Source organism: Ensifer sp. 38_S197 (assembly GCF_056924495.1).
This window is the reverse complement of the sequence record NZ_JBXOVZ010000002.1, coordinates 222,781-239,772: the sequence shown is the minus strand read 5'-3', so window position 1 is coordinate 239,772 and position 16,992 is coordinate 222,781. Positions and strand designations below refer to the sequence as shown.

18 protein-coding genes are annotated in these 16,992 nt (G+C 63.6%); 8 read left to right on the top strand and 10 right to left on the bottom strand.

The genetic code is table 11. The annotated features are described in order from the left end of the window. Positions 1 to 143: 143 nt before the first annotated feature. From AC1Z3V_RS14525 to AC1Z3V_RS14505, 5 genes are all read right to left on the bottom strand, one after another. Positions 144 to 758 (bottom strand): hypothetical protein, encoded by a 615-nt coding sequence (locus AC1Z3V_RS14525; protein WP_483499947.1) that lies wholly within the window; start codon positions 756 to 758, stop codon positions 144 to 146. Between the two features lie 74 nt (positions 759 to 832). Further along, complete coding sequence (ykgO, locus tag AC1Z3V_RS14520) at positions 833 to 958, bottom strand: type B 50S ribosomal protein L36 (protein WP_034806120.1); 126 nt, start codon at positions 956 to 958, stop codon at positions 833 to 835. 171 nt (positions 959 to 1,129) lie between these two features. Beyond that, on the bottom strand, positions 1,130 to 2,185 hold the full coding sequence (locus tag AC1Z3V_RS14515) for a 5-(carboxyamino)imidazole ribonucleotide synthase (protein WP_483499945.1): 1,056 nt from the start codon (positions 2,183 to 2,185) through the stop codon (positions 1,130 to 1,132). Then, positions 2,182 to 2,646, bottom strand: a complete 465-nt coding sequence (gene purE, locus AC1Z3V_RS14510) for a 5-(carboxyamino)imidazole ribonucleotide mutase (RefSeq protein ID WP_065375341.1) — start codon at positions 2,644 to 2,646, stop codon at positions 2,182 to 2,184. Before purE ends, AC1Z3V_RS14515 begins: the two co-directional genes overlap by 4 nt. 54 nt (positions 2,647 to 2,700) lie before the next feature. Next, positions 2,701 to 2,904: a YdcH family protein gene (locus AC1Z3V_RS14505; protein ID WP_057254651.1), complete on the bottom strand. Its 204-nt coding sequence runs from the start codon at positions 2,902 to 2,904 to the stop codon at positions 2,701 to 2,703. A gap of 213 nt (positions 2,905 to 3,117) precedes the next feature. Between AC1Z3V_RS14505 and AC1Z3V_RS14500 the strand changes: the two genes are divergently transcribed. Beyond that, positions 3,118 to 3,291 (top strand): YdcH family protein, encoded by a 174-nt coding sequence (locus AC1Z3V_RS14500; protein ID WP_173520662.1) that lies wholly within the window; start codon positions 3,118 to 3,120, stop codon positions 3,289 to 3,291. 265 nt (positions 3,292 to 3,556) lie between these two features. Here AC1Z3V_RS14500 and AC1Z3V_RS14495 read toward each other — a convergent pair whose 3' ends face one another. Together AC1Z3V_RS14495 and AC1Z3V_RS14490 are read right to left on the bottom strand one after the other, a co-directional pair. Next, positions 3,557 to 3,817, bottom strand: coding sequence for an ArsR/SmtB family transcription factor (locus AC1Z3V_RS14495; RefSeq protein ID WP_429813331.1), 261 nt, complete (start codon positions 3,815 to 3,817; stop codon positions 3,557 to 3,559). Between the two features lie 100 nt (positions 3,818 to 3,917). Then, positions 3,918 to 4,697: a sulfite exporter TauE/SafE family protein gene (locus AC1Z3V_RS14490; protein WP_483499944.1), complete on the bottom strand. Its 780-nt coding sequence runs from the start codon at positions 4,695 to 4,697 to the stop codon at positions 3,918 to 3,920. Positions 4,698 to 4,804: 107 nt separating this feature from the next. Between AC1Z3V_RS14490 and AC1Z3V_RS14485 the strand changes: the two genes are divergently transcribed. The 6 genes from AC1Z3V_RS14485 (at position 4,805) to AC1Z3V_RS14460 (ending at position 11,925) form a co-directional block, all read left to right on the top strand. Then, positions 4,805 to 5,452 (top strand): thiamine phosphate synthase, encoded by a 648-nt coding sequence (locus AC1Z3V_RS14485; RefSeq protein WP_483499943.1) that lies wholly within the window; start codon positions 4,805 to 4,807, stop codon positions 5,450 to 5,452. Between the two features lie 60 nt (positions 5,453 to 5,512). Next, positions 5,513 to 6,604: a tetratricopeptide repeat protein gene (locus AC1Z3V_RS14480; RefSeq protein WP_483499941.1), complete on the top strand. Its 1,092-nt coding sequence runs from the start codon at positions 5,513 to 5,515 to the stop codon at positions 6,602 to 6,604. 315 nt (positions 6,605 to 6,919) lie between these two features. Continuing rightward, the gene (locus AC1Z3V_RS14475; RefSeq protein ID WP_429813340.1) at positions 6,920 to 7,720 is read left to right on the top strand and encodes an inositol monophosphatase family protein; all 801 of its coding nucleotides are present in this window, start codon (positions 6,920 to 6,922) and stop codon (positions 7,718 to 7,720) included. Positions 7,721 to 7,975: 255 nt separating this feature from the next. Further along, positions 7,976 to 9,079 (top strand): flagellar motor protein MotA, encoded by a 1,104-nt coding sequence (locus tag AC1Z3V_RS14470; protein ID WP_429813342.1) that lies wholly within the window; start codon positions 7,976 to 7,978, stop codon positions 9,077 to 9,079. Between the two features lie 3 nt (positions 9,080 to 9,082). Beyond that, entirely contained in the window at positions 9,083 to 10,114 is a 1,032-nt protein-coding gene (locus AC1Z3V_RS14465; RefSeq protein ID WP_429813344.1) for a peptidoglycan -binding protein, read from the top strand. Positions 10,115 to 10,278: 164 nt separating this feature from the next. Beyond that, the gene (locus tag AC1Z3V_RS14460; RefSeq protein WP_483499939.1) at positions 10,279 to 11,925 is read left to right on the top strand and encodes an FAD-binding dehydrogenase; all 1,647 of its coding nucleotides are present in this window, start codon (positions 10,279 to 10,281) and stop codon (positions 11,923 to 11,925) included. Positions 11,926 to 12,017: 92 nt separating this feature from the next. On the opposite strand, the gene AC1Z3V_RS14455 is transcribed toward AC1Z3V_RS14460, so the two are convergent. Next, the gene (locus tag AC1Z3V_RS14455; RefSeq protein WP_483499937.1) at positions 12,018 to 13,010 is read right to left on the bottom strand and encodes a Bug family tripartite tricarboxylate transporter substrate binding protein; all 993 of its coding nucleotides are present in this window, start codon (positions 13,008 to 13,010) and stop codon (positions 12,018 to 12,020) included. 134 nt (positions 13,011 to 13,144) lie between these two features. Then, a complete protein-coding gene (locus AC1Z3V_RS14450; RefSeq protein ID WP_483499935.1) occupies positions 13,145 to 14,989 on the bottom strand; it encodes an ABC transporter ATP-binding protein/permease in 1,845 nt (614 codons plus the stop codon). A 166-nt stretch (positions 14,990 to 15,155) separates the two neighbouring features. Here AC1Z3V_RS14450 and rpmE point away from each other — a divergent pair, with 166 nt between their 5' ends. Then, positions 15,156 to 15,377 (top strand): 50S ribosomal protein L31, encoded by a 222-nt coding sequence (gene rpmE, locus AC1Z3V_RS14445; protein ID WP_173520415.1) that lies wholly within the window; start codon positions 15,156 to 15,158, stop codon positions 15,375 to 15,377. Between the two features lie 84 nt (positions 15,378 to 15,461). Here rpmE and AC1Z3V_RS14440 read toward each other — a convergent pair whose 3' ends face one another. Next, the gene (locus AC1Z3V_RS14440; protein ID WP_483504085.1) at positions 15,462 to 16,973 is read right to left on the bottom strand and encodes a winged helix-turn-helix domain-containing tetratricopeptide repeat protein; all 1,512 of its coding nucleotides are present in this window, start codon (positions 16,971 to 16,973) and stop codon (positions 15,462 to 15,464) included. Between the last annotated feature and the right edge of the window lie 19 nt (positions 16,974 to 16,992).

Sequence of the window (16,992 nt, the reverse complement as noted above, 5' to 3'; positions counted from 1 at the left end):
TCCGGTCGGGGCTTTGCTAGCCCGGCCCGATGCCCTTCCAGCCAGCTTGGCTCAAGGAAACGTCGAGCGGCTGTCGCCACTTCGAGGGGAGTGCTTTCGTCGGCGGGGATGGCAGGCGCTGCAATCGGCCGTAACGCGGCCGCTCAGGTCTTGCTGCCGGCGAGCTTCTCGGCGAGTTCGCCCAGTTGCTCCTGCGCCTTGCGATCGGTGGGATAGATGTTCAGGAACTGCTCCCAGGCCCGCATGGCGAGCTCGTCCTTGCCGGAAGCGCCGAGGATCGCCGCCATGCCGGCAAGCGCGCCGAAATGGCGAGGTTCGATCGCCAGCACGCGGTTGATGTCCGACATGGATTTTCGGTAGTTGCCCATCGTGTAATGCAAGGTCGCGCGGCGGTTCCAGCCTTCGACATAGTTGGGCGCAAGCGTGATGACCTGGTCGAGGATGTCGAGCGCGGCCGCCTGCTTGTTGTCGGTGATCGCCTTGTCGGCCCACTGCATCAGGAGATTGACGGTGGCGCTGCCGGAATCCTGCCATTCCAAGCGGATCTGGTTGGCGAGCTCACGCGCCTTGTCGGCGTCGCGTTCCTTCTTGAGGTCCGCGAACAGCGCATCCAGTCGTTGCTTCGGTGTGGTGAGGCTGGCGGATTCCGTCTGGGCCGCCGCTTCCGCCGCGAAGGAGAAGCTGCCAGCTCCTGTGGAGGTGGCGAGCAGGGCGGAGAAAGCCAGAATCAGGGGTACAAAAACTCGCATGGCGAGCATGTTAGCTCGCCATGGAACAACTTCATAATCAATTTTGGGACATCGGCAAAGCGACGCCCACCACCCTGCTGGGATCAGCCCTGGCGAGCCTTGAAGCGCGGGTTCGACTTGTTGATGATGTAGATGCGGCCCTTGCGACGAACCAGACGGTTTTCGCGGTGACGGGTCTTCAGCGACTTGAGCGAATTCTTGATCTTCATTTTCCTGATCCGCAGGTTTCGGGGAACGAAAATTCGCCCGGTATCTCTAACAATCAAAAGCGCGCCGTTCAGCGCGCTCCTTTAAGGTGGGATGGCAAATACCGTGTCACCCCTGATGTGTCAACTACAAGACGCCGCATTTTGGCGTCTTGCTCCGCATTTCTGTGGCTTTCAGCCGCGAACGAGCCGTGTGACATGGCCCATTTTGCGGCCGGCGCGCGCCTCGGTCTTGCCGTAGAGGTGCACCAGGACATTGTCTTCGGCAAGCCATGTCGGGACATCGTCGAGGTCGTCGCCGATCAGGTTCTGCATGACGCAGTCGGAATGCCGGCGCGGATTGCCGAGCGGCAATCCCGAGACGGCGCGGATATGCTGCTCGAACTGCGAGACGATGCAGGCCGCCTCCGTCCAGTGGCCGGAATTATGCACGCGCGGCGCCATCTCGTTGGCGATCAGGCTGCCGTCGGCCAGCACGAAGAATTCGACCCCGATGACGCCGACATAGCCGAGTGCATCGAGGATCGCCTTGGCAGCCTTGCGGGCCGCATCCGCCGTGTCCGCGCCGATGGCTGCCGGCACCGTCGAGGTGTGGAGGATGCCGTTGCGATGCACGTTTTCGGCCGGATCGAAGCAGGCGACACTGCCGTCGGTCGAGCGGGCGGCGATGATCGAGATCTCGCGCTCGAACGGCACGAAGCTTTCAAGGATCACGGGCACGCCGCCGAGCGCCGCGAAAGCGCCGGCCGGGTTGTCCGCGGCGGAGCGGAAAACGCGCTGTCCCTTGCCATCGTAACCAAGGCGGCGGGTCTTGAGCACGCCGGTCCCGCCGAAATCGGCAAGGGCCGCTTCCAGGTCGGCCTGGCTGTCGACGGCGTGAAAGCGCGCCGTCGCAATGCCGCAATCATTGATGTAGCGTTTTTCGACGAGGCGGTCCTGCGCGACTTCCAGCGCTTTCGGCGGCGGGAAGACAGGACGTTTCGCGGCCAGCCGTTCGGCGGCAGCGACCGGCACGTTCTCGAATTCGTAGGTGATGATGTCGCTGGCGGCCGCGAGCTGGCCGAGCGCGGCCTCGTCGTCATAGGCCGCAACGATCTGCTCGTTGGCGACCTGTGCGGCCGGACAGTCGGTCTGCGGCTCGAGAATGACGGTGCGGAAGTTCAGTCGGGCTGCCGCCATCGCCAGCATGCGGCCGAGCTGGCCGCCGCCGATAATGCCAATGGTGGTCATGCCTCGTCCACCGGGTATTCGGCGACCGAAATCGTCTGCTGTTCACGCCAGTCGTCGAGCCTGTCGGCAAGATCATCATCGCTGAGTGCGAGCACCGCTGCGGCAAGCAGCGCGGCATTGACGGCGCCGGCCCGGCCGATCGCCAGCGTCCCGACGGGGATGCCGGCGGGCATCTGGACGATCGAGAGCAGGCTGTCCTGGCCGGAAAGCGCCTTCGACTGCACCGGTACGCCGAAGACCGGCAGCGGCGTCATCGAGGCGCACATGCCGGGCAGATGCGCGGCACCGCCTGCACCGGCGATGATCACCTTGAAGCCCTCGTCGCGGGCGCCCTTGGCGAAGTTGACGAGCCGATCGGGCGTACGATGGGCGGAGACGATGCGCGCCTCATAGGCAATGTCGAGCGCGTCGAGCGTGTCGGCGGCGTTCTTCATCGTTTCCCAGTCCGACTGGCTTCCCATGATAATGGCGACGGGTGGGGTCGTGGTGTCGATCACGTCTATCCTGTTCCGCGTTCAGGCGATGATATCGGGGATGATCTGGTCTTCGATCTTGCTGATCTTGTCCTTGATCGCCAGCTTCTTCTTCTTCATGCGCTGGATCCTCAGCGCGTCGCAGCCGGTTTCGATCATGGCATTGATGGCAGCGTCGTAATCTTCATGTTCCTGCCTCAGCCGCGCGGCGGTCAGTCTGAGTTCGGCCTGGTCCTGGTCCGGCATGCAAAGCGATCCCCATCAGCCCGGTTGCGAAGTCCTCCTCGAACCGGAATTTCATGCGCCGCTCTATCACATCTTGGGCGGTAACGGGAAGTTATCCGTCGTCATCATTTCGCCTTCGACAAATGAAAAATGGCGTGGCACAGTAGTAAGGTTACAACCATGGAACATCCGGCATTTGCATGCCGGATGCAAGCAAAAGGAAGGGACTGCCAAATGACTGTTGAGGCTCATCTTGCAACGCTTGAGAAAAAACATGGCGCCCTGGAGCAGGAGCTTCATGCAGCATTGAATCAGCCGTCGGTGGAAGACGAGCTGATCAATGACATCAAGCGGAGGAAGCTGCGCATCAAGGACGAAATCGAAAGGCTTCGTTCTTCGACTCACTGATTATCAACGGTATTTCCCAGGACTATCGGGAGGCGCCATCTCCCCTCTGAGTAGGCGCAACAAGGTTTAGAACCATCCCCCACGACGGAAGATACGGAATGCTGGACCGGGCTCGACGCCCGGTCTGTTTCTTTCGGGCGCCGCCTGCTGCATGGTTCCTTTAAGCGTAGCCGATTAAAGGGCAAAAACATGCAGCAATTCAAAGAGCTACAGCGACCTTTGCGCGTCTGATAAGGCGCGCGGCGCTGTAGGCCGGCTGCCGGGCTCAGGACCAGAACTGGTCGAGCCACAGGTTGAGACGGTCGAAACCCGGCCGGTTGATCGTATAGATCCGCCGGGTACCGCTCGCCGAAACCGAGACCAGATTGCAATCCAGCAAGGCCTTCAGGTGCTGCGACACGGCCGGGCGGCTGATCGGCAGACCCTGCGCCAGTTCGTTTACGGTTTTCGGTGCGCGTCGCAGTTCCTCCAGCAGGTGGCGCCGGTTCGGGTCCGCAATGGCATCGAAAGGGTCCGCGATCGTCATGGGTGGACGTTAGGCGAAATCTTGCGAAGCAGCAAGAAATTTGTGCGATGCGATATGCTAATTTTGCTTTGCAATATTTCCGTAATACTTGGGCCGCGGCTCAGCCGCCCGCTGCCAAGCTGCTGATACCGTCCCAGAGCAGCTTCGAGCCTGCGATGAAGGCCATGGTATACATGAAGGGATAGAAGATCTGCGGCTTCATGCGGCGAACGATCCAGGCCCCGCACATCGTCGCCACGATGGCGAGCGGAAAGAGCGTCGCCGAGATTTTCAGGTTGCTCAGGTCCAGTTGCCCCAGGGCGAAATAGGGGATGAGCTTCACCGCATTCAGGATCGCGAAGAAGCGCACGATGGTGCCGGTGTATTCGCGGGGGGCGAGCTGTAGCGGCAGCGCGTAGATCTGGAAGGGGGGGCCGCCGGCATGCGCGACGAAGCTGCCGTAACCGGCAAAGGCACCCCAGAGCGCCGCCGGTCCGGCCCGCTGCTTCTTCGGCGCGATGGTGGTGCCGAGGCGCCTGCGCCAGACATTGTAGACGTATCGGAGCACGAAGAGCACGGTGAGCAGACCGATGATCAGGCGAAGGAGGTCACGCGAAACGTAGGCTGAGGTCGCCCAGCCGATGAGGATGCCGGCGATGGCGCCCGGCAACAGCATGAGGAGCGTGGTGCGATCGCCGTGCTTGCGCCACATCCACAAGGAGACGATATCCATCGCGATCAGGATCGGCAGAAGGAGGGCGGCCGCCTGGACGGGTGACACCGCCATCGACAGGATCGGAACGCCCATCAGCGAGAGCGCTTCCCCCATGCCGCCCTTGCTAAGGCCAACGAGCAGAACTGCCGGGATGGCGATAAGGTAGAAGTCGAGATCGGGAAGCATGGGTGGCGGTTGATCCTTTTGCAGTCTCCGTCTATCGGTTTTCCCAAATGAAATCGAGCGCTGGTTTCGCCACCCTGGCGGATGCAGCCGGAAATGGATGTCCGAATATGACAGCAGAACGTTGCCGCCTGGTGCTGATTGCACCCGACATGCCCGACGCGGCGGAACGCGTGAAAGTGCTCGCCGATGCCCTGAAGGGCGGCGACGTCGCTTCCGTGATCGTGCCGCAATACGGGCTGGACGACTCCGAGTTCCAGAAACACGCCGAGCGTCTGGTGCCGGTCATCCAGGAGGCGGGTGCCGCGGCACTCATCGAGGGTGACTCCCGCGTGGCCGGCCGCGCCAAGGCTGACGGCCTGCACGTTGCCGGCAATGCGGAAGTGCTTGGTGAGGCGGTCGAGAAACACACGCCGAAACTGATCGTCGGCGGAGGCAATGCGGCCGACCGCCACCACGCGCTCGAGATCGGCGAGGTGCGCCCGGACTACGTGTTCTTCGGCAAGACCGATGGCGACATCAAGCCGGAAGCGCATCCGAAGAACCTGGCGCTCGCCGAATGGTGGGCGTCGATGATCGAGATCCCCTGCATCGTCATGGGCGGCACGGACCCGCAATCGGCGCTGGCGGTGGCAGAGACCGGTGCAGAGTTCGTGGCGCTTCGCCTTGCCGTCTTCGGCGAGCCCGGGCAGGCACCTTCGGTCGTGGCTGCGGTCAACGCACTTCTTGACGAAAAAGCGCCACGGTTTGAAGATTAAGACGTGTCGATGTTGAGCCGACTACCTTCCAGATTGAGTCGAGGTCTTTGCCTTGTTGCCATGGCCGCCGCCCTGGCACTGCCGGCGCATGCGCAGCAGCAGAATGCTGGCGCGGAGGACGCGGGCGTCGAGAAGCGCGGCCGCATCACGCCCTTCAACGGGGCGGCGATGCCGGAGGGCGCGGCCGACAAAGGCGATGACAAGTCGGCTGGCGGCAACAAGAAGCCGGCCGATGGCACCGTGCCGTCTTCCGGCGTCAACGTTTTCGATCGCATGGGCGCCGAATTGCCGGCATTGCCGGCGGAAAAGCCCTTCACCGGCAAGGTCGACGATGCCTATGGCGCATTCCAACGAGGCTACTACCTGACTGCGATGGATCTGGCGCTGCCGCGGGCGCAGCTTGGCGATCCGGCGGCGCAGACGCTGATCGCCGAAATCCTGCAGCAGGGACTGGGCGTCGTGCGCGACCCCAAGCAGGCTGCCTTCTGGTATGGCCAGGCGGCTGAAAAAGGCGATCCCGCCGCGATGTTCAAATACGCGCTGATCCTGATGGAGGGCCGTTACGTCAAGCGCGACCGGAAGAAGTCCGAAGAGCTGATGAAGAAGGCTGCCGATCTCGGCAATGGCTCGGCCCAATTCAACTACGGCCAGACGCTCGTCGCCGACAATCCCGGACCCAAGGGACTGAAGCTGGCGATGCCCTATTATGAGAAGTCGGCCGAGCAGGGCATCGCGGATGCGCAATATGCGCTGTCGCAGATCCTGGTCAATGTCGACGGCATCGAGGAAAGCAAACGGGCTCGGGCGCGCGAATGGCTGATCCGCGCGGCACGGGCGGGTTACGACACGGCCCAACTCGACATCGCGATCTGGATGATCGAGGGCATTGCCGGCGACCGCAATCTCGAAGAGGGTTTCGGCTGGATGCGGCGGGCGGCCGAGGGCGGCAACGTGGTTGCGCAGAATCGGCTTTCGCACCTCTACGTCAACGCCATCGGCACCAGACCCAATCCGGTCGAGGCGGCGAAATGGTATGTGCTTTCGCGTCGCGCCGGTCTCAAGGATGATGCGCTCGAAGACTTCTATCTCGGTCTCAACGAAGAACAGCAGAAGCAGGCACTGAGTGCCGCCAACAAGTATCGCCGGAGCTGAACGGCTCCGATCGCGGTCGAATCTTTGGTGGCCGTTCGGCGGAAATGCTATTTCGCTTGAACTTGCGGGCCATTTGTGGTTCTGAGGCCGCGGTTTTGCACGTTGCGCCCTGATCATCGCGGCGGTTCACGTGCGGAGTGAGCATTCACTCGGTTTTTTGACGACGGAGCTCAATCTGCGGCTTGCCCTGCGTCCCTGGATCGCTTCCGATCGAGGGAATTGCGGAAGGGCCGGCAATGCGGCCTATGTTCCGTCAAGCAGGTTCAACGTCCGATCGAAGCGTTCGATCGGCCTTCGTTTTCAAGGGATCGCCAGATGGCCCGTTCAGCTCTTCTCAATGTCATGGTTCAGGCCGCCTTCAAGGCCGGCAAGTCGTTGGCCCGCGATTTCGGCGAAGTCCAGAACCTGCAGGTCTCGCTCAAGGGACCCGGCGACTATGTTTCGCAGGCCGACCGCAAGGCCGAAAAACTCATCCGCGAGGAACTCCTGAAGGCCCGCCCGACCTATGGCTTCCTCGGCGAGGAAGGCGAAGAGATCGTCGGCACGGACGGCGCGCATCGCTGGATCGTCGACCCGCTCGACGGCACCACCAACTTCCTGCACGGTATCCCGCATTTCGCCGTTTCGATTGCGTTGGAGCGCCAGGGCGAGATCGTCGGCGCCGTCATCTTCAACCCGGCGACCGATGAGCTCTACACCGCCGAGCGTGGCGGCGGCGCGTTTCTCAACGACCGTCGCCTGCGCGTTGCCGCGCGCAAGCATTTGTCCGACGCGGTCATCGCGACCGGTACCCCGCATCTCGGCCGCGGCAACCACGGCAAGTATCTGATCGAACTGCGCCACGTGATGGGGGAAGTGGCTGGTATCCGCCGCATGGGTGCCGCCTCGCTTGATCTCGCCTATGTGGCGGCCGGCCGCTACGACGGTTATTGGGAACGCGATCTCGCCGCCTGGGACATTGCCGCCGGCGTGCTGCTGATCCGTGAGGCCGGTGGCTGGGCGCACGATATCAACGGCGGCGCCAAGCCGATCGACGACGGCTCGATCGTTTGCGGCAACGAATACATCACCAAGGCGCTCAGGGATGTCGTGCACCGTCCGGTGCCGACGAAGTAAGCAGCGATCCCATTCGGATGCTCGGCCTCCGGCGCTCGCCCGCGTCGGAGGCTTTGTTTTTCTGGCTGATCCGGAATGAGGCAACACGACAGTGCCACATGGCTGTGCCTATCTAAGGCCGTTGCGGCCGTCGCCTCACTTTGGGAACGGTTGAATTTCATCCTTGAATCGATTTCGGTTTCGGGAATTATGCAGTAGGCTCCGCGCCGGCGCGGAGCCGTTCCGACAAGAAAAAACCGGGAGATACTTATACCCATGACGCAATTGCATCTGTCCGGGTGGAACGGTCGGGAAGGCATGGAAGAAGGCTATAATCCGCACAAGCTTTCGAGCCCCATGCACTATTTCTGGATCATGGTGGTCTTCCTGATCATCGTCGGTTTCGTGGGCGCAATCCTCTTTCGGCAGGCACACAACGCCTTTCTCGCCAATCCCGGGCTCAACGGCTTGATCCTCGGGGTGCTGCTGATCGGTATCCTGCTCGTCTTCAACCATGTGCTCGGCCTGCGGCCCGAGGTGCGCTGGTTCAATTCCTTCCGCGCCGCCGGCAGTGCCGACAAGGTGGGTCGCGACCCGGTGTTGCTGGCGCCGATGCGGGCGCTGATCGGTGCCCGCCAGACGGCGATCTCGACGACGGCGCTGCGTTCGATTTTGGATTCGATCGCGACCCGCCTCGATGAATCGCGTGATATTTCACGCTACCTGACCGGCCTTCTCGTGTTTCTCGGTCTGCTCGGCACATTCTGGGGTCTTTTGGGCACCATCGGTTCGATCAACACGGTCATCCAGTCGCTGGATGCCGGTTCGGGCACCACCGAAGACATTCTGGCGGCCCTGAAGAGCGGCCTGTCGGCGCCGCTGACCGGCATGGGCACGGCGTTCTCGACATCGCTCTTTGGTCTTTCCGGTTCGCTGATCCTCGGCTTCCTCGACCTGCAGGCCGGCCGCGCCCAGAACCGTTTCTATACCGAGCTTGAAAACTGGCTTTCTTCCGTCACCGACGTCGGCTCCGAGCTGACGGCATCGCTCGATGCGCCTTCGGGTGCGCCGGTCGAGGAGTTGAAAAAGCTCACGGATCAGTTGGTGCGCCTCAATCAGGAGGGCGGTTCGAGCCAACGTACGACCGCCGCCATGGCAAGCCTTGCCGAGGGTATCCAGGGCCTGGTGAAAAACATGCGCGGCGAGCAGCAGATGCTGCGCGACTGGATCGAAGCGCAGCAGGAAGAGGCCAAAGCGATGCGCAGGACGCTCGACAAATTGTCGTCGCGCATCGGCGGCGGCGAGCGGATCACCGTCGCCGGCGAAAGGTCGTCGTTGTCGGCCAAGCTCGGACAATTGGACGAGACCGGAGGAGAGTAATCCATGGCGCTCGCCCGCAAAGGCCGCTCGCAGCGCACGATCGACTACTGGCCGGGTTTCGTCGATGCGCTGTCGACGCTCCTGCTTTCGATCATGTTCCTGCTCACCGTCTTCGTTCTTGGGCAGTTTCTGCTGAGCCGCGAAATCAGCGGCAAGGACGAAGTGCTGACCCGGCTGAACAGCCAGATCAACGAGCTCACGCAGCTCCTGGCGCTCGAGAAGAGCGGCAAGCAGGATCTCGAGGATTCGCTCGCCAACCTCCAGGCGTCACTGTCGCAGTCGGAAGGCGAGCGTTCGCGGCTCCAGGCCTTGCTCGACCAGGGCGCCGGCAGCACCGAAGCCGCCAACCAGAAGATCGGGCGCCTCGGCTCGGAGCTTGAGAACGAGCGTGAGGTCAGCGCCCGGGCGATGAGCCAGATCGAGCTCCTGAACCAGCAGATCGCGGCGCTGCGCAACCAGATCGCCGCCATCGAGGATGCGCTCCAGGCATCGGAAGCGAAGGACCAGGCCTCGCAGACGAAGATCGCCGACCTTGGCCGACGCCTGAATGTGGCGCTTGCCCAGCGGGTGCAGGAGCTCAACCGCTATCGCTCCGACTTCTTCGGACGCTTGAGGGAAATCCTCTCCGATCGCGAAAACATCCGCATCGTCGGCGACCGCTTTGTGTTCCAGTCGGAGGTACTGTTCCCATCCGGCGGCAGTGAGCTCAATCCCGAGGGGCAGGCGGAGATGGCGAAACTCGCCTCGGCGCTGCTCGATCTCGCCAAGGAGATTCCGGCGGAGATCAACTGGGTGCTGCGCGTCGACGGCCATACGGACAATGTCCAGCTTTCCGGAGCCGGCCGCTATGCCGACAACTGGGAACTTTCCTCGGCGCGAGCGACCTCGGTGGTCAAGTTCCTGATTTCGAAGGGCGTGCCTGCCGATCGGCTGGTTGCTGCCGGTTTCGGCGAGTATCAGCCGATTGCGCCTGGCGAAACCCCGGAGGCCCGGGCCCAGAACCGCCGCATCGAGCTCAAGCTGACCGAAAAGTAGGCCGCAGTCCCCGCCACACCGTGCTCGACGTCCGACTCTTGAATTGACCTTGACGTACGCGTAACAGTTGCGGCAGCCATGGACATGGCGACGGCGACCCATAGCGCCGCGCGTTTTTTAAGATGCGCGAAGGTTGCCGTATGGGATGCAGGGGAGGGCATTTCATGGATTGCGATGTATTGGTCATCGGCGCGGGGCTTGCCGGCCTGGTCGCCGCTTCGGAGGCGGCCGCCCTTGGGCGCAAGGTCATCGTTCTCGATCAGGAAGGCGAACAAAACCTTGGCGGCCAGGCTTTCTGGTCGCTAGGCGGCCTATTCTTCGTCGATAGCCCCGAGCAGCGGCGCATGGGCATTCGTGACACGCGCGAGCTTGCCTGGCAGGACTGGATGGGGTCTTCGCAGTTCGACCGTCCGGAGGACCATTGGCCGCGGCTCTGGGCCGAAGCCTATCTCGATTTTGCCGCTGGCGAAAAGCGCCGCTGGCTGCATTCCCTCGGCATGCGCTGGTTTCCGGTCGTCGGCTGGGCCGAGCGCGGTGGCGGGCTTGCCCATGGCCACGGCAACTCGGTGCCTCGTTTCCACGTCACCTGGGGCACCGGGCCGGCGGTGCTCGAACCCTTCATCCGCCTGACGCGGGAGGCGGAAAGCCGCGGTCTCGTGCGCTTCAGGTTCCGCCACAGGGTCGACGAACTCATGACTTCGAACGGCCGGGTGACGGGTGCCCGCGGGGCACTGCTGAAGGAGGATCCGGTCCGACGGGGTGAGCGCAGCTCACGCGACGTCGCCGGCGATTTCGAGATATCGGCGGGTGCGGTCGTCGTCACCTCGGGCGGCATTGGCGGCAACCACGATCTGGTCCGGCGCAACTGGCCGCGCAAGCGGCTTGGCCAGCCGCCGGCAACGATGGTTTCGGGCGTGCCGCACCATGTCGACGGCCGCATGCTGGAGATTGCCAGCCGGGCGCGCGGCTCGGTCATCAACTCGGATCGCATGTGGCACTATACCGAGGGGCTCAGGAACTTCGACCCGATCTGGCCGGATCATGGCATCCGCATCCTGCCCGGCCCATCCTCCTTCTGGTGCGACGCCGACGGCAACCGCTTTTCCGCTCCGGCGATGCCGGGTTTCGATACGCTCGGAACCCTGCAGGCGATCCGCGACAGCGGCCACGACTATAGCTGGTTCATCCTGACGCGGGCGATCATCAAGAAGGAGTTCGCGCTTTCCGGTTCGGAGCAGAACCCGGACCTGACCGGCAAGAATATCTCGCTGCTCCTGAAGCGGCTCGGTAAGAACCCACCCGCGCCGGTCCAGGCTTTCATGGACAGGGGCGAGGATTTCATCGTCCGGGATCGGCTCGAAGACCTGGTGCCGGCGATGAACGCGTTGACGGGCGAGAACCGGCTGTCGCTCGACCATCTTCGCCAGCAGATCGAGGCGCGCGATCGCGAAATCAGCAATCCCTTCTCCAAGGATGCCCAGGTCACCGCGATCCGCGGCGCCCGCGCCTATCGCGGCGATCGGCTGCTGCGCACCGCCAAGCCGCACCGCCTGCTCGACCCGAAAGCCGGGCCGCTGATCGCCGTTCGCCTGCATATCCTGACGCGCAAGACGCTTGGCGGTTTGCAGACGGACCTCTCGGGTCAAGTGCTGGAACAGTCGGGCGAGCCGGTGCCAGGCCTTTATGCCGCCGGCGAGGTCGCCGGTTTCGGCGGTGGCGGCATGCATGGCTACAATGCACTGGAAGGCACCTTCCTCGGCGGCTGCATCTTTTCCGGCCGAATGGCGGGGCGGGCTGCTGCGGGCGTGTGAATCGGTATTAGCCCCTCACCCTAAGTCTCTTCCCACCAGCGGGGGAAGGTGGCGGCAGCCGGATGAGGGGCGCGTCTCGCGGGTTCTCTTAATCAATCCATCTGAACATTGGCGTCGCGAACGACCGGTGTCCACTTTGCCAGTTCCGCGCTCACATGGGCGGCGAGTTCCTCAGGGGTCGAGCCGACGATCTTGGCGCTGAACTCCTTCATGCGCTCGATGACGGCGGGATCCTTCATGGCCTTGTTTGCGGCCTCGTTGAGGCGAGCGACCACCGGTTGCGGCGTGTTCGCCGGGGCGAAGAGCGCGTTCCAGGTATAGGTCTCGTAGCCCGGGATACCGGATTCAGCGACTGTCGGGACATCGGGGAAGGAGGGTGCGCGCTCCGCCGTGGTCACGGCAAGCGCCCGCAGCGTTCCGGCCTTGATGTGGCCGGAGGAGGAGGGGAGATTGTCGAACATGATCGGCACCTGGTTGCCGATGACGTCGTTCAGCGCCGGGCCGGCGCCCTTGTAGGGGATGTGCTGCATGCTGACGCCGGCCATCTTCTTGAAGAGCTCGCCGGAGAGATGCAGCGGCGTGCCGTTGCCGGAGGAGGCATAGCTGTATTCGTCGGGCTTGGCCTTGAGCAGCGCCAGCAGTTCCTCGACGTTCTTGGCGGGAAGCTCGGGATTGACGACCAGCACGTTGGGCACGATGACCAGCAGCGAGATCGGCGCGAAGTCCTTTTCCGGATCGTAGGGCTTGGTCTTCAGGATCAGCGGATTGAGCGCGTGGGTGGCGACGGTTCCCATCAGGATCGTGTAGCCGTCCGGATCGGCCCGCGCGACATTGGCGGCGCCGAGATTGCCGCCGGCGCCGGCGACGTTCTGGACGATCACCTGTTCGCCGAGGTCCTCGGACATTTTCTGCGCGACGATGCGGGCGACCACGTCGGTTGAGCCGCCGGCGGCGAAGGGAACGACCATGGTTATCGGCCGGTCCGGGAAGCCCTGGGCGAGGGCCGAGGTGCCGAAGGGCAGCGCCGATAGCGCCATCAGGCCCAGCGTCAGCGTTGCGCGCCGGGTCAGTTGCGAAAATGCCATGCGAATTTCCTCCCGATCATGTCTGCGAACCGCAGAGAACGGCCTCTGGCAGGCCGGCCCCATAACAATAGGGCTCGCTTCTCAGTCGGCAACCGCCGGCTGTGAAATCGGGAGGAGCGAGCCGCCGCAGCGGCTCAGCTTTTCGTGGCGACGAACAGGGCCTCGGCGCCGTGGTCGAACTGCAGCCGCGCGAGCTTGGCATAGAGGCCACCCTGGCGGATGAGGGAGACGTGCGTTCCTTCCTCGACGATCCGGCCATGATCCATGACCAGGATGCGGTCTGCCTTCAGCACAGTCGCAAGCCGGTGGGCGATAATGATCGTCGTGCGCTCGCGCAGCAGGCCATCGAGGGCCTTCTGCACCAGCGTCTCGCTTTCGGCGTCGAGAGCCGAGGTGGCCTCGTCGAGAAGCAGGATCGGTGCGTTCTTGAGGATGGCACGGGCAATCGCGATACGCTGGCGCTGGCCGCCGGAAAGCGTGATGCCGCGTTCTCCGACAAGCGTGTCGTAGCCGTTGTCGAGCCGGCCGATGAATTCGTCCGCCTGCGCGGCGACGGCCGCAGCACGCACCGCCTCGCGGGTCGCACCGGGGACACCGAAGGCGATATTGTCATGAACCGACGAAGCGAAGATCGTGACGTCCTGCGGCACGATCGCCAGCCGGTCGCGCAGTTCCTTCGGATCGACCGTACGGACATCGAGGCCGTCGACCATCACCGCACCCTTGGCGGGGTCGTAGAAGCGTAGGAGCATGGAGAAGACCGTGCTCTTGCCGGCGCCGGAAGGGCCGACGATGGCGACGGTCTCGCCGGGCTCGATCGCGAAGCTGAGACCGTTCAGGCTCTTGTAGTCGGGCCGCGCCGGATAGGCGAAATAGACGTCGTCGAAGGCGATCGCGCCGGAGGCCGGCACGGGCATGGCGACGGGGTTTGCCGGCGCCTGGATCTCGGGGACCTCCGACAAGAGTTCGTTGAGCCGCTCGGCGGCCCCGGCGGCCTGTGAGAGTTCGCCCCAGACTTCCGAGAGCGAACCGAGGCTGCCGGCGGCAAAGACCGAGTAGAGCAGGAACTGGCTGAGCGTGCCGGCGGAAAGGTTGCCCTCAAGCACGTCATGCGCGCCGAACCAGAGCACGGCGACGACGCTGCCGAAGACCATGGTGATGGCGAAGGCGGTGAGCACCGAGCGTGCCTTGATCGCGGCGCGCGCGGCGCCATAGGCATCCTCGACGGCGCTGGCGAAGCGATCGTTGGCGAGCGCCTCGCCGTTGAAGGCCTGCACGGTGCGTGATGCGGCAATCGCCTCGCCGGCATAGGCCGACGCGGTGGCAAGCGTGTCCTGCGCCTCGCGCGAGCGGCGGCGGACGGAGCGGCCGAAGCCGACGAGCGGGAAGACGATGATCGGGATCGCGATCAGCACCAGGCTCGAAAGCTTCGGGCTGGTATAGACCATCATGCCGATGGCGCCGAGACACAGGATCAGGTTGCGCAGCGCGACCGAAGCGGTGGCGCCGACCGCGGACTTGACCTGGGTCGTGTCGGCCGTCAACCGCGAGACGATCTCGCCGGACTGGTTGACGTCGAAGAAGGAGGCGGAAAGCCGGGTGACGCGATCGAAGACATTGCGCCTAAGGTCGGCAACGATGCGCTCGCCCAGCGTGATGACGAAATAGTAGCGCGCGGCGCTGGCCAGGGCGAGCACGATCGCAAGCATCATCAACATCGAGAAATAGGTGTTGATGAAACCGGAATCGGAACTGGAAAAGCCGTTGTCGACCATCCGCCGGACGGCCAGAGGCAGCGCCAGCGTCGTGACCGCGGCCAGGATCAGAGAAATGCCTGCGCCGACGACCAGATGGCGGTAGCGGGCAAGATAAGGCAGAAGCGTGGCGAGCGGGCGGATGGATTTGCGCGCTGGCGCCTGGTTTTCTCGTTCGGACACTTGACCCCCGTTCGCCAACCACGGAGGAAAGGGTTTGCCCATGAGTCTTCCGCGCGGCACTTGTTATCCCGCAGACCTTGATGTATAGGCACGGCATCGAATTGGGAAGCCGTGGCCCTTCAGCCGGTCCGCGGCTTCATTTACGTGTTCGGTCTCGAAGTCGCAATGCCTTGCGACAATTGGACCCTGGAACTCTAGGAAGATCGTTATGAAGGCAGACATCCATCCCGACTACCACATGATCAAGGTGGTCATGACTGACGGCACCGAATACGAAACCCGCTCGACCTGGGGTTCTGAAGGCGCCACTATGAACCTGGAAATCGACCCGAAGTCGCACCCGGCCTGGACGGGCGGCAACCAGCAGCTCATGGACCGCGGCGGCCGCGTCTCCAAGTTCAAGAAGCGCTTCGAAGGCCTCGGCCTCTAATCGAACGCCTCTTCGGCATTCTCAAAGCCCGGCCATCGCGCCGGGCTTTTTGCTGGCCGCTCGAGAGGCGGCTGGGCTTGCGTGTCATTCGGGAAGCCCGGCCTTGCGAAAGCCATCGACGAAATGCGCGAGCGTCGCGTCGTCACGGAATGGCTCGGTCGCGGCCCAGTGGCGGATCGTAAAAACCGGGTTGGCCACGAGAAACAGCTCTGCTTCCGTGCGCGCCTCGTCGAGCCGGCCGAGCTGGGCGAGGCTTGCCGCCAGGAACCGGCGTGAGCTCGTGCGATAGGTCTCGTCGCTCCGCAGCGTCTCGATGGCGGCTGCGTAGTCGCCGGCCGCATATTGCGCCTGGCCGAGCGTCAGATAGTACCAGCTTGCCGGAAACGGGTTCAGCCGGAACGCCTTGCGGATATGCTTAAGGCCTTCCTCGACCCGCCCGGCGAGAACTTCGATGTCGGACAACGCCGCCCAGGTGTCCGCCTCGTTCGGATCGAGCTCGATCGCCTTGGCGAATTCCGCATCCGCTTCGGTGAAGCTGTGCTCATAGGCAAGCAGGTAGGCCAGGATCCAGCGGCTGCCGGCATCGGCTGGATCGATCGTGACCGCTTTGCGCGCCAGCTCCAGGGCAAGGCCGCGGGCGGCCTCCGTCGGTCCGCCGGCGTGCACCCATCCCATCCAGTGGTTCATGGCCAGCCAGCGATAGGCCTCTGCGTAATCAGGGTCGAGCGAAACCGCGCGCGTCAGCATCAGGTGCGCTTCCTGTGCCGCTTGCGGCGTATCGTCCATCAGTCTGCGCGCTCGCACGCAGAGATCGTAGGCGTCGATGTTACCAGGCCGCTTGCGTGGCAGCGGCGGTGGCCGCAATTGTCCGAGCAGCGCTTCCACGATCTTGCCGGTGACCTCATCCTGAACGGCGAAGATGTCTTCCAGCTCGCGATCGAAGCGTTCCGCCCAGAGATGGTCGCCACTCGATGCATCGACCAGTTGGGCATTGATGCGCACGCGTCCCGCCGTGCGCCTGGCGCTGCCTTCCAGCAGGTAGCGCACGCCAAGGTCATCCGCGATCGCGCGCACGTCCACGGCCTTGCCCTTGTAGACAAAGGACGAGTTGCGCGCGATGACGAACAGGCCGGGAACTCTGGACAAGTCGGTGATCAGGTCCTCGGTCAGCCCATCCGTGAAGGGCTCCTGCTCGGGGTCATTGCTGACGTTGACGAAGGGCAAAACGGCGATCGACGGTTTGTCCGGCAGGGACAGCGGCCGCCGCCTTGCCGCACCGAGCTTCCGCGTGCTTCCTATGAAGCGATAGCCGACGCGCGGGACCGTCGAGATCCATTCGCCACCACCGGCGGCCGGGCCAAGCAACTTCCTGAGCTGCGCGATCTGGACGGTGAGATTGCCCTCCTCGACAGCCGTTCCCGGCCACGCCGCGTCCATCAGTTCGGCCTTCCCCAGGACTTCGCCGGGGCGTCCGACGAGCGCCACAAGCAATTTTAGTCCGCGATAGCCGATGGCAACAGGATCATCGTCCCGGAGGAGCGTTCCCGCACCCGGATCAAGCACGAAGGGGCCAAAGGCAAAGCGCGTTTCCTGCATGGGGCGCATCTATAGTTCG

Coding starts and splice junctions, on each gene's coding strand:
- AC1Z3V_RS14525 (WP_483499947.1), bottom strand. CDS start 758: ATGCTCGCCATGCGAGTTTTTGTACCCCTGATTCTGGCTTTCTCCGCC.
- ykgO (WP_034806120.1), bottom strand. CDS start 958: ATGAAGATCAAGAATTCGCTCAAGTCGCTGAAGACCCGTCACCGCGAA.
- AC1Z3V_RS14515 (WP_483499945.1), bottom strand. CDS start 2,185: ATGACCACCATTGGCATTATCGGCGGCGGCCAGCTCGGCCGCATGCTG.
- purE (WP_065375341.1), bottom strand. CDS start 2,646: ATGGGAAGCCAGTCGGACTGGGAAACGATGAAGAACGCCGCCGACACG.
- AC1Z3V_RS14505 (WP_057254651.1), bottom strand. CDS start 2,904: ATGCCGGACCAGGACCAGGCCGAACTCAGACTGACCGCCGCGCGGCTG.
- AC1Z3V_RS14500 (WP_173520662.1), top strand. CDS start 3,118: ATGACTGTTGAGGCTCATCTTGCAACGCTTGAGAAAAAACATGGCGCC.
- AC1Z3V_RS14495 (WP_429813331.1), bottom strand. CDS start 3,817: ATGACGATCGCGGACCCTTTCGATGCCATTGCGGACCCGAACCGGCGC.
- AC1Z3V_RS14490 (WP_483499944.1), bottom strand. CDS start 4,697: ATGCTTCCCGATCTCGACTTCTACCTTATCGCCATCCCGGCAGTTCTG.
- AC1Z3V_RS14485 (WP_483499943.1), top strand. CDS start 4,805: ATGACAGCAGAACGTTGCCGCCTGGTGCTGATTGCACCCGACATGCCC.
- AC1Z3V_RS14480 (WP_483499941.1), top strand. CDS start 5,513: ATGGCCGCCGCCCTGGCACTGCCGGCGCATGCGCAGCAGCAGAATGCT.
- AC1Z3V_RS14475 (WP_429813340.1), top strand. CDS start 6,920: ATGGCCCGTTCAGCTCTTCTCAATGTCATGGTTCAGGCCGCCTTCAAG.
- AC1Z3V_RS14470 (WP_429813342.1), top strand. CDS start 7,976: ATGACGCAATTGCATCTGTCCGGGTGGAACGGTCGGGAAGGCATGGAA.
- AC1Z3V_RS14465 (WP_429813344.1), top strand. CDS start 9,083: ATGGCGCTCGCCCGCAAAGGCCGCTCGCAGCGCACGATCGACTACTGG.
- AC1Z3V_RS14460 (WP_483499939.1), top strand. CDS start 10,279: ATGGATTGCGATGTATTGGTCATCGGCGCGGGGCTTGCCGGCCTGGTC.
- AC1Z3V_RS14455 (WP_483499937.1), bottom strand. CDS start 13,010: ATGGCATTTTCGCAACTGACCCGGCGCGCAACGCTGACGCTGGGCCTG.
- AC1Z3V_RS14450 (WP_483499935.1), bottom strand. CDS start 14,989: ATGGGCAAACCCTTTCCTCCGTGGTTGGCGAACGGGGGTCAAGTGTCC.
- rpmE (WP_173520415.1), top strand. CDS start 15,156: ATGAAGGCAGACATCCATCCCGACTACCACATGATCAAGGTGGTCATG.
- AC1Z3V_RS14440 (WP_483504085.1), bottom strand. CDS start 16,973: ATGCAGGAAACGCGCTTTGCCTTTGGCCCCTTCGTGCTTGATCCGGGT.